The organism is Clostridium amylolyticum, from assembly GCF_900142075.1.
Classification (GTDB): Bacteria; Bacillota; Clostridia; order Clostridiales; family Clostridiaceae; genus Clostridium_AA; species Clostridium_AA amylolyticum.
The window spans coordinates 224,012-239,916 of sequence record NZ_FQZO01000005.1; the positions used below are offsets into that span (position 1 = coordinate 224,012).

The 15,905-nt window shown below is 31.8% G+C and carries 13 protein-coding genes; 2 read left to right on the forward strand and 11 right to left on the reverse strand.

Features of this window, described 5'->3' with window-relative positions:
• Window positions 1-53 precede the first annotated feature (53 nt).
• The 5 genes from BUA82_RS12665 to BUA82_RS12685 all read right to left on the reverse strand — a co-directional run bounded on the left by BUA82_RS12665 (window position 54) and on the right by BUA82_RS12685 (window position 6,026).
• A complete protein-coding gene (locus tag BUA82_RS12665) occupies window positions 54-1,313 on the reverse strand; it encodes a response regulator (RefSeq protein ID WP_073008740.1) in 1,260 nt (419 codons plus the stop codon).
• Window positions 1,306-2,787 carry a sensor histidine kinase gene (locus tag BUA82_RS12670; RefSeq protein WP_073008743.1) on the reverse strand — a complete coding sequence of 494 codons (1,482 nt, stop codon included), beginning with the start codon at window positions 2,785-2,787 and terminating at the stop codon, window positions 1,306-1,308. The genes BUA82_RS12665 and BUA82_RS12670 overlap by 8 nt, the downstream gene beginning before the upstream one ends.
• Window positions 2,784-3,761 (reverse strand): sugar-binding protein, encoded by a 978-nt coding sequence (locus BUA82_RS12675; RefSeq protein WP_073008746.1) that lies wholly within the window; start codon window positions 3,759-3,761, stop codon window positions 2,784-2,786. Before BUA82_RS12675 ends, BUA82_RS12670 begins: the two co-directional genes overlap by 4 nt.
• Before the next feature lie 243 nt (window positions 3,762-4,004).
• A complete protein-coding gene (locus tag BUA82_RS12680) occupies window positions 4,005-5,462 on the reverse strand; it encodes a DUF4652 domain-containing protein (protein WP_073008749.1) in 1,458 nt (485 codons plus the stop codon).
• Window positions 5,463-5,465: 3 nt separating this feature from the next.
• Complete coding sequence (locus BUA82_RS12685; protein WP_073008752.1) at window positions 5,466-6,026, reverse strand: RNA polymerase sigma factor; 561 nt, start codon at window positions 6,024-6,026, stop codon at window positions 5,466-5,468.
• A 188-nt stretch (window positions 6,027-6,214) separates the two neighbouring features.
• Here BUA82_RS12685 and BUA82_RS12690 point away from each other — a divergent pair, with 188 nt between their 5' ends.
• Window positions 6,215-7,372, forward strand: a complete 1,158-nt coding sequence (locus BUA82_RS12690) for a CapA family protein (protein ID WP_242948971.1) — start codon at window positions 6,215-6,217, stop codon at window positions 7,370-7,372.
• 58 nt (window positions 7,373-7,430) lie between these two features.
• Here the strand turns inward: BUA82_RS12690 and BUA82_RS12695 are convergent, their stop codons facing one another.
• Window positions 7,431-8,000 (reverse strand): DUF3867 domain-containing protein, encoded by a 570-nt coding sequence (locus BUA82_RS12695; protein WP_073008755.1) that lies wholly within the window; start codon window positions 7,998-8,000, stop codon window positions 7,431-7,433.
• A 160-nt stretch (window positions 8,001-8,160) separates the two neighbouring features.
• Between BUA82_RS12695 and BUA82_RS12700 the strand changes: the two genes are divergently transcribed.
• Window positions 8,161-9,132: a serine hydrolase gene (locus tag BUA82_RS12700; protein ID WP_083599933.1), complete on the forward strand. Its 972-nt coding sequence runs from the start codon at window positions 8,161-8,163 to the stop codon at window positions 9,130-9,132.
• 47 nt (window positions 9,133-9,179) lie between these two features.
• On the opposite strand, the gene BUA82_RS12705 is transcribed toward BUA82_RS12700, so the two are convergent.
• From BUA82_RS12705 to hisS, 5 genes are all read right to left on the reverse strand, one after another.
• Window positions 9,180-10,073, reverse strand: coding sequence for an NAD-dependent epimerase/dehydratase family protein (locus BUA82_RS12705; RefSeq protein WP_073008758.1), 894 nt, complete (start codon window positions 10,071-10,073; stop codon window positions 9,180-9,182).
• 49 nt (window positions 10,074-10,122) lie between these two features.
• Window positions 10,123-11,454, reverse strand: coding sequence for a CoA-disulfide reductase (locus BUA82_RS12710; RefSeq protein ID WP_073008761.1), 1,332 nt, complete (start codon window positions 11,452-11,454; stop codon window positions 10,123-10,125).
• A 146-nt stretch (window positions 11,455-11,600) separates the two neighbouring features.
• Window positions 11,601-13,589, reverse strand: coding sequence for a transketolase (tkt, locus tag BUA82_RS12715; RefSeq protein WP_073008764.1), 1,989 nt, complete (start codon window positions 13,587-13,589; stop codon window positions 11,601-11,603).
• Between the two features lie 10 nt (window positions 13,590-13,599).
• On the reverse strand, window positions 13,600-14,247 hold the full coding sequence (gene fsa / locus BUA82_RS12720) for a fructose-6-phosphate aldolase (RefSeq protein WP_073008767.1): 648 nt from the start codon (window positions 14,245-14,247) through the stop codon (window positions 13,600-13,602).
• A 229-nt stretch (window positions 14,248-14,476) separates the two neighbouring features.
• A complete protein-coding gene (gene hisS / locus BUA82_RS12725) occupies window positions 14,477-15,787 on the reverse strand; it encodes a histidine--tRNA ligase (RefSeq protein ID WP_073008770.1) in 1,311 nt (436 codons plus the stop codon).
• Window positions 15,788-15,905 lie beyond the last annotated feature (118 nt).

Genomic DNA, 15,905 nt, shown 5'->3' on the forward strand with positions numbered 1-15,905 from the left:
CAGCAAAAAAGTGCTATATAGCATAATTATATAGCACTTTTTCTTAAATACTTTTAATAGGCTTTATTTTTGTATTCCGTAGGGCTTATTCCTTCAATTTTCTTAAAGACTCTGCTAAAATAGTTAGGATCGCTATATCCTACTTCATAGCATATTTCCTTTACATTAAAGCTTCCCTTTCTAAGCATATCTTTTGCAACCTTTATGCGATAATCTGTTAGATAATCAATAAAGTTTATACCAGTAAGTTCTTTAAAGCATTTACTAAAGTAAAAGGGGCTAACGTTTACATGATTCGCCAGAGCTTCTAATGTAATATCTTTATTATAGTTTTCCCTTATGTAATCTAAGGCTTCATTTAGTATTCTCTTACTTTGTTCACCTTCTCCATAATAATTTTTTTGTACTTTTGTATCCTTAACATTTAAATTATTAAAATGAACTATTTTTCCCTTATCACTACAGGCTTCAAGACTCTTTTCAGCCTCTTCATAAGAGCAGGTGAGATTTAGTATGTCATCTACTAAGGATCCTATTCCTACATAAGAATTTAAATTAAATTTTTCCCTAAGCATTTTTCTTATTTTCCTAGCTAGTTCTTCTGACTCTTTTTCACTATCTGCATCCTCAGTTTTTTTACAAAAAGCTATAATTTTATCTTGAGATAAATTATATGTAATAAGCTCTGTATATTCCTTACACTTTTCTTCTAAGTATTCTCTTATTAAAGAAAGATTAAATCCACTATTACTTATTACTTTTATAGCCATAGCATAGGAATTATTTAAGGTTATATTAATACTTTCTTGATATAACTTATAATCTATTAGGTTTAACCTATTGAAAATAATGCTACTGCACAACTCATTTCTAATAGCTGGCTCCATGGAGTAAAGCCTCTCCTTAAGTTCTAACTCCCTGCTCCTCTTTCTTTTTGCTGTTTCTAGATGATTTATAGCTTCCCTAATCTTATCTGCAAATTCATCCCTTTTAAAGGGCTTTAAAATATATTGCTTTACATTATATTCAATAGCTTCTTTGGCATAATTAAAATAGTCATAGGCGGTGACTATGATAAAATAGGTATCTGGCAATTTTTTGTGCATTTCTTTTATAGCTTCAATGCCATTTATTCCTGGCATTTTAATATCTATTATAACTAAATCCGGTCTTATTCTATCTCCAATTTCTATAGCTTCTCTTCCATTCTTTCCTTCGTATATAATAAACTGTTCTGAAAATTTATCCAATATTATATTTCTTATTGCCCTTCTTTCTAGCTCCTCGTCATCTGCTATAAGCACATTAAACATTTAAGTTCATCTCCTCTAAAGGGATTTTAACATAAATCTTGGTTCCTTGATTTTCTTTACTTAAAATAGTAATAACATCTTCATCCCCAAAAAATATTCTCAGTCTATTTATAACATTACCTACTCCTAGTCCAGTGCTATACCCTGCCATTTTAGAAACTTCATTCCCCTTTAATATATCCTTAACCTTTTCTTCCTTCATTCCCACTCCATTATCTTCAATTTTAATTATGCAGTGCTTTCTTATGCTTATGGCTTCTATATTTATTATACCGCCCTCTTCTTTTCCTTCTATACCATGAGTCAAGGCATTTTCCACTAAAGGCTGAAGTATCATTCCTGGTATCTTTATATTTAAAATATCATCATCTAGGTTTATATTAAATTTTACCCTGTCACCAAATCTAATCTTTTGCAGAAATAAATATTCTTTTATTATTTCAAATTCTTCACCTATGGTGGTTACATGATCAATCATATTAAGGCTATACCTTAATAGTACAGCTACGGAATTGATCATCTGCTCAGTATCATAGGCTCCTTCTTCTACCGCTGTGAGTACTATGGCGTTTAAAGTATTAAATAAGAAGTGGGGATTTATCTGAGATTGCAGCATTTTAAGCCTAGATTCCTTTAACATATTTTGTGCTAAAAGATTTTTCAGTTCTTCATCTTTTAATTTTTGTTCAATGGCTGCTTTACCTTGTATTTCATTAATAAGTTTGTTAATATCTTCTACCATGGTATTAAACCCTTCTGTCACCACCTGAAGTTCATATATTTCAGGTTTTTCTAGCTTAGGTACATGAAACTCACCAGCAGCTACCTTTTTAGAAAGTTCTGTTAGATGATTTAAAGGCTCAGTAATATCTCTAGTCATAAGCATGGCAAAGGCAGATGCGCAAAGAAGCATTAATGCTACTGAGATTAAAAGTATTATATTTTTTCTAGTATTATTTTCGGAAATATTCTTATAAAGCTGTTCATTATACTTTAAATATTCATCTTGTATCTTTAATGAATATTCATTTATAAATGTAGTTATTTCTCTGGTTTCCTGAAGGTTTCTATAGAATTCTTCCCCTCTATCATAGATGTAAAAGACCAATATAGCATTTTGAGATGACTCTAGGTAGCTTTCTACAGTGTTTTTTAAATCCTTCACTAAATAAGCTCCCTCGCTTAACTTATAGTTATCTAGCTTTTTAACATTATCAGAGGCGATTTCATAATGGCTGATGTAATTTTTTAAATCGCTGTCTGTTTTTGTTAAAAAGTACTTTTCTAAGTATACCTTGGAAGAATTTATTTCTTTGTTTATGTTGTTTATTATAAACATCTTATTTATCATGTCATTATATTGATTCTCTAAGGATCTTATTCTTAACACCGAGTAAATGTTTACAGAAATAATAGATATTAGCGCAATAGCTATGAATCCCAACAATCTTATGCGTAAGCTTCTGTAATTCACTTTAACTTTTCTCCTTTTTTTTGGGCATCTAATATGGCTTTGGTTATAACCTCAGTGTTAGTAATATATTCACCCTTTTCAACATTCTTTCCCTCTAATATATCCATCATAAAATTCACAGCTTTATATCCCATATCATAAGGTTTTTGAGCCAGCGTAGCATAAATAACCCCTTGATTGATATAATCCAAAGTCTCTGGCAGGTCATCAAAGCTTATCACATGAACTTTTCCTTGCATCTTTATATCTGCCACTGCCCTGGCCGCTCCCATACCGTCTAGGGCGCTTGTACAAAAAATTGCATCTACATAAGGTGCCTCCTTAAGTATCTTTTTTGCAGCCAGTTCTGCTTCTAAAGCATAGGAATTAGAGGATCTTATATCCACTATTTCAATATTACTATGTTTTTGTAAATAGCCTTTAAAGCCCTCTACTCTTTCTAATTGGTTAGTATTATTGCTTCCTCCCATAATAATACCCACCTCATCATTACGGCCTAACTTACCTATCAAAACCTCCGCTGCCACTTCTCCAGCCTTCTTATTATCCGTGCCCACATAAGCTATTCTAGAAGAATCCTTGGCATCGGTATCTACGGTGATTACTGGGATACCTTTAGCTATGGCTTTATTTATTAATGGTATGGTAGGTTGCTCTTCCAGCACATAGGTTATTATTCCATCTTTTTTTGCTATTATGGACTTTTCTATTAATCTTAAACTTTCTTGAAGAGAGCTTGTCTCCGGTCCATCATACTCAAGTATACAACCCCTTTCCTTGGCTGCATCTTCAGCACCTTTTTTTACTATGTTCCAATAAGCATTATTGTAAACATGTGCCAATAATACAATTCGCTTTTTATCCTCCTTAGGAGGGCTTGTATTTTCAGGTACTGTATTACCACTTCCACTAATAGAGAAAAATAAAATACCTAATGCCAATATAGTTAGAACAATATACTTATATCCTTTCATGTTTTCTCCTTTAAAACCCTTGCATCCTTTAGTATTTTATGTTAATACTCTTCTATATTATTGTATCATGATAAATACCATTTCCAAAACAATTAATAATCTATAAAGTCCTCCACAAAACAAAAAAACTCCCCTAGGAGTTTCTTTGTTTTTCTTTTAAGCTCGTAAGTTTTTCTGGTTCTTTTCCAGAAAAACTATCCACCATTCTACATTTTAAATTCTAAATTTTAAATTGTCTTTATCCTACGATTGTGGAGAAGTAAATATGTCGGCTATTCTCCATTTGTTTTCATCGCTAGTTTTTACAATTATTATCTTTTGGTAATTTACCCCTTGCTTAAGGGGTCCCTGATAACGGGGCTGTAAGTTGTACTCAATTTCTGCACAATAGGTTATAACCTCGCTTATTTTATATGCTTCTAACTTGGCTTGTGCAAAGTTATCTATCTTTATAAGCTTATTTATTTTCATGGAATCTATGTCTTTAAGCTCTCCCAAGGTGCTTTTATAATAAGCATCGTAATCTTCTAAAAACAAAGCTTTAGCTGTATTATAATCCCTTTCATTTATGGCGCTAGATAGATCTATAATTCCTATACCTGTAGGCATAGAACTCTTAGCCATATCTTCAAAAGTAATTAAATCAAAAGTTATATTTTTCTTTTCTACATGAAGCTTTTCAAAATTATCATCTTCATAAACCGCTAAATTCAGCTCTAAGGATTTATCCAGCTTCTTAACCGTGGCCACTTGTTCTTTATCATTAGCTGTTTGATATACAAGTGTGGCATTACCAGTATTTACGTTAAGCAAATATAAATTTCCACCTCTTACTACTGTTCCATGACCTAAACCTACCACCACTAGTAAATTATCATCATCTACCCATTCTAAATACAAAGGGGAATTTTGAGTATTTTTATTTACTATATTAATATCCCTATACTGATTAAGCTTATTATCTTTAACCACTATAGTGGCTGTACCTTCCTCTAAAGCCCCTTGTATTATTCCTGTACTTCCTTCAGCGTCTAACATTTCGCCCTTACCGTCTAAAAGCACACTGAACTTTTTACTAGGTGACGCCTTCCAAGAAGAGGGGTAGTCATACTTTTTATTCTGAAGCCTTGAAGATATTTTAAATTCTGGTACATAAGTATTTTCATAAGCTTTATTCATTGTCCCTAATTCATTAACTAAAGACTTATAATCCATGACTTTATCCTGCTTAACTTCTTCTTTACTTAGTTTTTTATTGGTTATTTCACTTTTGGGTTCACTTTTTACTTCATTAACTTTGTCTTTATTCATCTCATTACTTGCAACGCTAACTATAGGTTTTTCCATTAATTTAGATAAAACATTTCCATGTATTATGATAAAAACAAACATTGCAGCTGCTAGGGTAGACATAAGTTTAAACCTGTTTCTTATTAATGAATATTTTAGTTTTACTAATGGATTCTTAGAGTATCTATTTTTATCTATTTGACTTATTATATTTACTCGAGAACTTTTAAAACTGATGTTATCTCCAACTAAGACACTGTGAAATATCTTATCAATTTCCATTTCTTTATCATATATATTTTTACAATTACTGCAGGTTTTTAGGTGCTCATCCATAGAATTTTTCACCTCCATAAAAACCTTATCTTCCATATAGTCTTTTAAGTATTTATTAAAAGTACTGCAGTTCATAAACTACACCTCTCTTACCCCTAAGTTTGGATTTTTACTCCTGAACTCTTTAAATTTATCCCTACATTTATAAAATCTTCTTTTTACAGCTGATTCACTAATATCCAGAACTTCAGCTATGTCTAAAAAGGTTAGTTCTTGAGTATAGCGCAGTAATATAATCTGTTTATCTGTTTCTCCTAAAGTATCAATAAAAACCATAATAAGTCTTCTTACCTCATTAAATTCTGCTTGTTCTTCTGGAGAAGGGCTTTGAGCTTTTAGTTCCTGTACTTCTTCCAAATTGGCTTCATATACTCTTCTATACTTTCTCACATAATCTATAGATTTATTTTTTGCAATTTGAATTATCCAATTGGAAAACTTATATTTTGAATTATAGGTATAAAGCTTATTATAAACTGTGATAAAGACCTCCTGGGTAATATCTTCCGCAGCTTCTTTATCCTTTAGCAGGCTATATACGTATTTTAAAATCATAAGTTCATATTTATTTACCAATATGTTAAAGCTGTCCATATTACCATTTAATACTTCCTTAACCAGCTTTAGATCCTCCTGCAACTCCTTCACCCCTCGCCACTAATGTTAATTTTGTTTAAGTATTCCCTTTTCATTAGTATATACGTATTTAATTAATGTATCGTTACAAGTTAATATAAAAAGATTATAAAATTATAACATATTTCTTATTTGTAAATTTTTTATATTTGATTTACAATAATTATACATAAAATAAGGTGGTGTAACATTTGTTAAAAAGAAATATTAAAAAATTTTCTATGATATCTTTAGTCTTATCTATGGTATTTATTACATCTTCCTGTTCTTTAGATAATACCAAAAATAAAACTAATGAGGAGGCAAAGACCGCTTCAAAAGAGTTAGATGCCTCTGCAGCAAAAGAAGAAAAAGATAAAAAGGAAAAAGAACAAAAGGCTTTGCAAGAAGCTGAAAAAAATAAAGAAACAGAAATACTTTTAAGTTTTGCTGGAGATAGTACCCTAGGTACGGATAAAAACTTTAATCAGTCTACTTCCCTTCCAGCTATGTTAAGAGCTAAAAATAATGACTATGCTTACTTTTTTAAAAATGTGAAATCTATTTTTGAAAAAGATGATCTGAGTATTGTAAACTTAGAAGGTCCTTTAACTAAACATGATAAGATTAATACTAATAAGAAGTTTAATTTTAAAGGAGACCCTGAGCTTGCAAAAGCTTTAGTGGAAGGCGATATAGAAGCTGTTAATTTAGCTAACAATCACACTTTTGATTATGGCCAAGTGGGTTTTAAGGATACAAAAAAGGCTTTAGAGGATAACAAAATAAACTATTTTGGCGCAGGGCACAAATACACTAAGGAAATAAAAGGTGTGAAATTTGGCTTTTTAGGTTATGAAATTTGGAACGAAAGCTCTGACATGAAAGCAAAGGTTAAAAAGGATATAGATGAGCTTAAATCTCAGGGAGCCATAGTTGTCTTAACTGCTCACTGGGGTATAGAAAGAGATTATAAGCCTTATGCTGTTCAGAAAAACATGGCGCATTTTGCTATAGATAACGGTGCTGACCTTATAATTGGCCACCATCCTCATGTATTACAGAGTGTAGAAAAATATAAAGACAAGTTTATATTCTACTCCCTTGGAAATTTTGCTTTTGGCGGAAATAGTAACCCTTCAGATAAAGATACAATGATAGTTCAAGTTCAGTATAAGTTTAAAGGCAATAATATGGACAACATGGGTGTTAAGGTAATTCCTACCTCCATATCTTCAGTAAATCATAAAAATGATTACTGCCCTACTCCAGCACAAGGTGCTGAAAAGAATAGAATATTTAAAAAGTTAAATTCTCTATCCATAAATTTAGGATTTGAATTTGATGACAATTTTCATTATGTAAAATAAAAAAAGTAGCCTAGGCTACTTTTTTAACATTACAGGATATAATTTTAGAGCATACATACTAATATTCATATTTAGAAGAATCTTCACATATAGAAATTTTTAATGTTTTATCTTTTATAACTTTTTTGTAGGATACTAAAAATTCATTAAGCTCTGAATCCTTTAAATCTATTTTTTTATCACTTTTAAGTATGACGCTGTCATCTTCAATAAAGACCTCCACATCATTAACATTATTTTTTACACTATATCTAGTGAAGGGCTTTACAGAAATTTTGTCTTTATATTTTTCATAAAAACTTAGATTTTTTCTTATATCCTCATAGTTTTGAGAACCTGGATTAATTCCCAGCTGATTCATATCAATGCCAAAATTTTTCATCTGAGCATTTATAGAATCCATATCCACGCCATATCTATCCATTAATCTCTTTTGAATGTTAAAGAGCTTTTCTTCAGATATATTGTTACTATCCATATACTCCTTTATCTTTCTTGATACTTCAGCCATGGTTATTTCTCCTGAAGCCATAGAATAATAAAGGCTGTATATATACTCTTCAAACTTATCCACATCTTTTTCCTTAACTTTATTTTTAAGTTCATTAAAATCAATTATATCGCTCATTTTATTCTCCCCTCTCAAAAGGTAATATTATAAATTATTTATAATCTTACCACTATAAGACACAAAATGCAGTATTAAATATAAATTTTCTCTTAAAATTCGCGTACAAGCTTTATTTAAGAAATTAATTGAACTATGATAGATGTAAGGAGGTTTTTCAATGAAGAAAAAATATGATAAAAAGACATACTTTACAAGAAGAATTTTAGTAGCCGCTGCTATGGTTGTTACTATAGCTGCCATAATAATCCTGTCCCTTAATCTTGATATTTTTGCAAAGGATAACAAAGATGAAGCCTTAGAATTAAACAGTGAAACCTTAGAAGCAAAAAATTCTAAAGATAAAGAAGATTCTCCCCCTAATGACTCCAAAGAGAAAAATAGTGCTTTAGATAAAAAAATGTCCAAAGAAGAGTTAGAACAAAATATTAAGAACTACATGGGAAAAGATATTAATAACCTTGGATTAATATATTATGATTTAACCACAGGTGAAAAAGTAACCTTTAATGAGAACAAAAAATTTCTAGCAGCTAGCACTGTAAAGGTTCAAATGAATGTTATAGCCTATGATTGGGTGGATAAAGGCAAGTTAAATTTAGAAGAAAAACTTTCTTATAGTAAAAATGACTATGAAGATGGTACAGGTATCTTACAAGATGAAGATAAGTCCAAGCCTTTTAAGATACAGGACCTTTTAGATTATTCTATAATATATTCCGATAACATAGCCACTAATATGATTATTAGAAGGCTGGGAGGATCAAAAAATCTAAGAACCATGGTAAATAGCAAATTTAAAATAAATATGGATACCTCAGGAAATTACATAACTCCTAAGGGAGAATTCACTATTTTAAAATATCTTTATGAAAATAGTAACAATGAAAATTATGCCCATCTCATTGATATAATGAAAAACACTATTTTTCATGATAGGATGGATAAATATATCTCCCAAGAAATAACTGCACATAAAACTGGGGATTATGATGAATACGTTAATGACGTAGGCATAGTTTTTACTGAAAAGCCGTACATATTGGTAGCTTATACTTATAATCTTCAAGATGGTTACGAAGATATAGCTAGATTGTCACAAATGGTTTATGAATATCATTTAAGCAAATGAGAAAACTGCATCACTAAATATGCAGTTTTCTCATTTTTTAATATAGACTAATATCCCAGTATCTTTTCTACACCTGCTTCTTTCTGCTCTTGATTAATATTAACTCTCCATATATTTTTAGCTTTAAAACCTAACATTCTCTCCGCTTTTTCAGTACTTTCAAAGCTTTCATGGTCCATAAAATTCTCTTTCACTTCCGCCTTAGGCATAAATTTATTAATTAAGTCCATACTGGGAGTTAAACATCTAGTATTGGGAGCAGCTATATAAAACACTTCATGTCCTTTAAAGTCAGCTTCTATAGCTAGTCTAAAGGCTCTAGCGCAATCTTCCTTATCTATATAGGACCATAAATTCCACACATACTGGTCTACTTCCTCTTCTTGAGCAAAACTTATATCATTTTTAACTTTTTTTACATCTGCCACATAAGTTATTCTAAGACTGGATATGGTCATGTCTGGAAACCTATGAGCAAAGGAGTGAGCTATTTGTTCTCCCACAATTTTTGAAATTCCATAACTATTATCTGGTGAAGCAGGGTGTTCTTCATCTACTGGGAGATACAAGGGTACTACTGGATTATGAGCAAAGGTGATACCTAATGCACAATCACTAGAAGCTATAGCTACTTTTTTTATTCCTTGTATCCCTGCAGATAACAATATATTATAAAGCCCCACTACATTATTTTCAAAAACCCTTGGGTTATTATCCTTTTTATCTGGCTGAGGTATAGCTGCAAGGTGGATAACAGCATCACAGCCTTTTATAGCATTAAATACTTCTTCATAATTTCTAATATCAATGATTTTCTGTTCTGTGGGACAACCTTTCCACTTACTATGGGTAAGAGAAAGGACATCGTAACCGCTTTTAATAAGATTTTTTACTACATTTCTACCTACTAATCCTTTTGCTCCTGTTACTGCTACCTTCATAACTAAACCTCCCTTTATTTAAAAAACACTTCAATCCTTTAATTTTAAATTAAATAGTAGCTTCTGCGGATACATTAACTGCATCCCAAGTAGTGGAATAAGGTGGTGTATAGCCTAAGTCCAATAAAGCTAATTCATCTAGTGTCATATTATTATAAATGGCAGTAGCAAATACTCCTATTCTTAATGCCGCTCCCTCTTTTCCTGCTATTTGTGCGCCTAATATCCTATTAGTATCTTTATTAAATATTATTTTTATGTATAGAGGAGCTTCTCCAGGATAGTAGGATACATGATTCTTTGCTTTTATAAAATTAATGGCATAATTTATTTCTTTTTCCTTTGCCTGTGCTTCGCTGATTCCTGTCATAGCCACCTGAAGATCCATAATTTTTACCATAGAGGAACCTAAAGCACCAGGGAATTTTCTATTTTCTCCACACATATTTTCTCCTGCAATCTTCCCCATCTTATTTGCTGTGGTAGCCAAGGCAATATAAGTATTTTCTTCTAGCACTCTATGATAAACCACTGCACAATCTCCTGCGGAATAAATGTTTGCATAATTTGTTCTCATATGTTCGTCTATTATTACTGCCCCTTTTTTTGTTATATTTATACCGCTATCTTTTAGAAAATCTGTATTAGGTTTAATGCCAATACTCATTATTACTAGGTCAGCATCATATTCACCCTTGGAGGTCTTTACTTTATTGACTTTTTTGTCTCCAATAATTTCTTCTACCTTTTCATAAGTATTAACTTTAATGCCGTGACTTTCTACTTCTTTCTCTACTAAGTCTGTAATTTCTTTATCAAAAATTCCCAATGCTCTATTGCCTGCTTCTATAATACGTACTTCTTTATTTAGTTTAGCCATGGATTCTGCCATTTCCATACCTATATATCCACCGCCCACTATAACTACCCTTTTAATATCTTTATTTTCCAATATAGTTTTCAGCTTTATTCCATCCTCTAAAGTTTTTAAGGTAACCACATTATGTAGCTCTGCTCCCTTAATGGGTGGAACTATAGCTGAAGCTCCTGTAGCCACCATTAATTTATCAAAGCTATCTTCAAAGGTCTCATTGTTTTCTAAGTTTTTAACCAATACCTTATTTTCTTCTGGAAAAACCTTTAAAACTTCATGTTTAAGTTTTATCTTAATTCCTTGCTTCTCAAAATCTTCCGGTGTTCTTTCAATAAGTGAATTGAGGTCTTCACTTACTCCTGATATATAATAGGGAATACCACAAGCACCATAAGAAACATATTTTCCTTTTTCATATACAACGATTTCTGCTTTTTTATCTGTCCTTCTAGCTTTTGCAGCAGCACTCATGCCCGCTGCCACTCCTCCAATTACTATAATCTTCAAAATTCATCACCATCCCAATTATTTTAGGAACACTATATTTATTATATTTTACAAATAAAATGCATATAATTCCTAAAGCTTTTGTTAACATAATATAAAAAAACTGCCAGATAACCCTATCTGACAGTTTTATTTAAAGTGATGATTTATTTATCCATTAATTTTATAACTGTATTTACAACATTTTCCACAGTAAATCCAAACTCTTGGAAAAGATCTTCTGCTTTACCTGAGGCTCCAAAATGATCTATGGAAATAACCTCTCCATCTAAACCAGTATATTTGTGCCATCCAAAGGAAGTTGCAGTTTCTACTGCTACTCTCTTTCTTATGTTTCTTGGAAGAACCTTTTCTTTGTATTCTGCACTTTGAGTTTCAAATAATTCCATAGAAGGAACACTTACCACTCTTGCTTTTATACCTTTATTAGCTAACTCCGCTGAAGCTTTATATATAAGCTCTACTTCTGAACCGGAAGCCATAAGTATTACATCTGGATTTTCTTTTTCACTATCTTTTAAGATGTAAGCACCTTTTAAAGCTTCTTTTCCTGTCTCATCATATAGAGGCAGTTTTTGTCTTGTAAGCACTAAGGATACAGGACCATCATTTTTAGTTACAGCTAAATACCAACCTGCTGCAGTTTCTTTAGAATCTGCTGGTCTAAACACTGTCATGTTAGGTATGCTCCTTAAAGCTGCTAAGTGTTCAATAGGCTGATGAGTAGGACCATCTTCTCCTACACCTATGCTGTCATGAGTTAAAACATAGGTTACAGGAATGCCCATAAGAGCTGATAGTCTCATAGATCCCTTCATATAATCACTAAATACAAAGAAAGTAGAAACGTATGGTCTTAATCCTCCATGAAGATAGATACCATTTCCAATGGCAGCCATAGCATGTTCTCTAACTCCAAAGTGAAGGTTAGCACCTTTTTTATCTTCTGGTGAAAAATCTCCTCTATCTTTCATATAAGTTTTTGTAGATGGAGCAAGGTCTGCAGAACCACCTATAATATTAGGTACTATACTTGCAAGTCTATTTATTATAACTCCTGAAGATTCTCTAGTTGCCATAGCCTTATCAAAAGTCCAAAAGCTCTCTGCATCTAGCTCTTCTGTATTTACCTTATCGCTAAACCATACATCCCATTCTTCTGCTAAAGCTGGGAAGTTCTTTCTATAATCATTGAAAAGGCTGTTCCAACGAACTTCCTTTTTCTCTGCTTCTTCCCTAAAGGCTTTCATTCCTTCTTTAACTTCTTCAGGTACTGTAAATGGTTCATTATTCCAATTAATTAATTCCTTAAATTCCTTTATGTTATCTTCACCTAATGGCTCTCCATGAGCAGCTGCTTTGCCTTGTTTCTTTGGCACTCCATATCCTATGATATTTTTAACTATTATAATCGTAGGTCTTTTTGTGTCTTTCTTTGCTTCTTCAATACTTTTATTAATTTCTTCCATATCATTGCCGTCATTAACTCTAAGAACCTGCCATCCATAAGCTTCATATCTCTTTGCTACATCTTCACGAAAAGCGATATCTGTATGACCTTCAATAGATATATTATTAGAATCATAAAGCATTATTAGTTTGCCTAACCCTAAGGTTCCTGCTAAGGAGCTGGCCTCTCCAGAAATACCTTCCATAAGGCATCCATCTCCTGCAATAACATAAGTATAATGATCTACTACGTTATATCCTTCTCTATTAAACTTCTCAGCAAGGTATGCTTCAGACATTGCCATACCCACAGCATTAGCAACGCCCTGGCCTAGAGGCCCTGTAGTGGTTTCCACACCATCAGTGTGTCTGTACTCTGGATGTCCAGCTGCTTTACTATGAAGCTGTCTGAAATCCTTTATATCTTCAATAGAAACATCATATCCAAAAATATGAAGAAGTGAATAAATTAACATAGACCCATGCCCTGCTGAAAGAACAAATCTATCTCTATCCGCCCATTTTGAGTTGGATGGATTATGTTTTAATTGTTTTGCCCATAAAGTGTATGCCATAGGTGCACACCCTAATGGTAATCCTGGATGTCCTGATTTTGCTTTTTCAATAGCTTCAGCAGATAATACTCTTATGGTATCTACCGCCATTTTGTCGATGCTTTTCATAATGTTCCTCCTCTTATTTGGTAAATACTGAATTCCAATCCTTCATGAATTTTTCTATTCCTGAATCCGTTAACGGATGTTTTAACATTTGAATAATAACACTATATGGAATAGTTGCAATATGCGCTCCATATTCTGCTGCTTGTATAACATGCATTGGATTTCTTATACTTGCAGCTATGATTTCAGTATTTATGCCATGTATTTCAAATATATTTACTATACTTTGAATCAATCCCATAGAGTCTGATGATATATCATCCAACCTTCCAAGAAATGGACTAACATATGTAGCTCCAGCCCTTGCTGCTAAAAGCGCTTGACCTGGGTTAAAAATTAAGGTTACATTAGTCTTTATACCTTCCTTAGAAAGAACTTTAACTGCCTTAAGTCCTTCTTCTGTTATAGGTAGCTTTACCACCATATTTTTGTGCATAGCAGCAATTTCTCTGCCTTCTTTAATCATATCTTCTGCTTGGCTGCTTATAACTTCTCCACTAATAGGGCCATCTACAATAGAGGTTATCTCATGGATAACTTCTTTGAAATCTCTTCCTTCTTTTGATATAAGGGAAGGATTGGTGGTAACACCACAGATTACTCCCATAGCTTCAGCCTTTCGTATTTCTTCTAAATTAGCAGTATCAATAAATAGTTTCATTTTGAACCCTCCTAAATTATTTTTTATTTAACTTTTGTAAGTTTCATTGGAAGCTTCTAAAAATATTATGTTTGATATCTTTTATTTTACCATTTAATTTAGTTGTATGGAATTATATATATATTATAATCTTCTTCAAAATACGGTTTTTATGCTTAAATTTCTGCAATAGCCTAAATTATTTGTTCACGATAAAAAAGGGGATGAATTTAGGCTCCCCTTTTTTATACTATTTAATAAGTGAAATTATCTCTTCTATGGTGTATCTTTCCTGTTCTCCGGTAATCATATTCTTTAATGAAAGTCTGCCACTTTCAATCTCTTGGCTGCCAATTATTATTATATAAGGTATTCCAAGTTTATTGGCGTAGTTAAGCTTTTTAGGGAACTTTGTCTCCTCAAAATATACTTCTGATATTATGCCCTTTTCTTTTAATGCATTAGCTGTTTTTATGGCATAAGAGAAATTTTCATCCATAGGTACAACTAATACCTTTGTTAAGGTAGAAGCCTCACTCTTAACTATTCCTGCTTCATGAAGCTGATAAAATAACCTAGTTAACCCTATAGATATCCCTACTCCTGGTAAATTTTGATTAGTATAGTACTCTGCTAAATTATCATATCTTCCACCAGAACATACAGAACCTATGGAAGGATAGTCATCTAGAATAGTTTCGTAAACTGTCCCTGTATAATAATCTAAGCCTCTTGCTATCTTTAAATCTATTTTAAAATTCTTTTCTGGTACTTTGAATTCTCTTATATAGTAAACTACTTTTTCTAATTCTTGTACTCCTAGTTTAAAATTCTCATCATTAACTTCTAATTTTTTAAGGGCTTCTATAATATCATCATTAGAGCCATCAATAGTTATAAATCTTTCTATACTATCTATAGCTTCATCACTTAAATTCATTTCTTTTAATTCTTTTTTAACAGCTTCCATGCCTATTTTTTCTAATTTATCGATGATTCTTAAAACATCTATTTTATTTTCCACCTGTAAGTTATCAAAAAAACCATTAAGAACTTTTCTATTATTAATATGAATGGTAAAAGAATCAAAGCCTAAATCTTTAAAAGTAGAATAGATTATACTAGGTATCTCAGCATCATTAATTATACTAAGCTTTCCATTTCCTATAATGTCTATATCACATTGATAGAATTCTCTAAATCTTCCTTTTTGATTCCTCTCTCCTCTATATACCTTTCCTATCTGATATCTTCTGTAAGGAAAAGTTAGTGAAGACATATGTTGTGCTACATATCTAGCTAATGGTACAGTAAGGTCAAATCTTAAAGACAAGTCGCTCTCACCTTTAGTAAATCTGTAGATCTGTTTTTCTGTATCTCCGCCTCCCTTAGCTAACAATACTTCTGATTTTTCTATTATAGGAGTTTCTTGAGGAATAAATCCAAATTTTTCATAATTCTTTCTTATGGTTTCCATCATCTTATTAAAAGCTATCTGTTCTGCAGGTAATAGTTCTAAAAAGCCGGGCAATATAGAAGGTTTTACTATTTCCTTTTCCATTACTCATCCTCCACCATTATTTTATATAATATTTTTTAAATATAATATTTACTAATTAACTAAAGAAAAAGGAGAATCACACTTCCCCTTTATAATATAATATCATATATTACAAAAA

Bases quoted from the DNA above. Each gene is read 5' to 3' on its own strand.
- BUA82_RS12665 (WP_073008740.1), bottom strand. From the start codon at position 1,313: ATGTTTAATGTGCTTATAGCAGATGACGAGGAGCTAGAAAGAAGGGCA.
- BUA82_RS12675 (WP_073008746.1), bottom strand. From the start codon at position 3,761: ATGAAAGGATATAAGTATATTGTTCTAACTATATTGGCATTAGGTATT.
- BUA82_RS12680 (WP_073008749.1), bottom strand. From the start codon at position 5,462: ATGAACTGCAGTACTTTTAATAAATACTTAAAAGACTATATGGAAGAT.
- BUA82_RS12695 (WP_073008755.1), bottom strand. From the start codon at position 8,000: ATGAGCGATATAATTGATTTTAATGAACTTAAAAATAAAGTTAAGGAA.
- BUA82_RS12700 (WP_083599933.1), top strand. From the start codon at position 8,161: ATGAAGAAAAAATATGATAAAAAGACATACTTTACAAGAAGAATTTTA.
- BUA82_RS12705 (WP_073008758.1), bottom strand. From the start codon at position 10,073: ATGAAGGTAGCAGTAACAGGAGCAAAAGGATTAGTAGGTAGAAATGTA.
- fsa (WP_073008767.1), bottom strand. From the start codon at position 14,247: ATGAAACTATTTATTGATACTGCTAATTTAGAAGAAATACGAAAGGCT.
- hisS (WP_073008770.1), bottom strand. From the start codon at position 15,787: ATGGAAAAGGAAATAGTAAAACCTTCTATATTGCCCGGCTTTTTAGAA.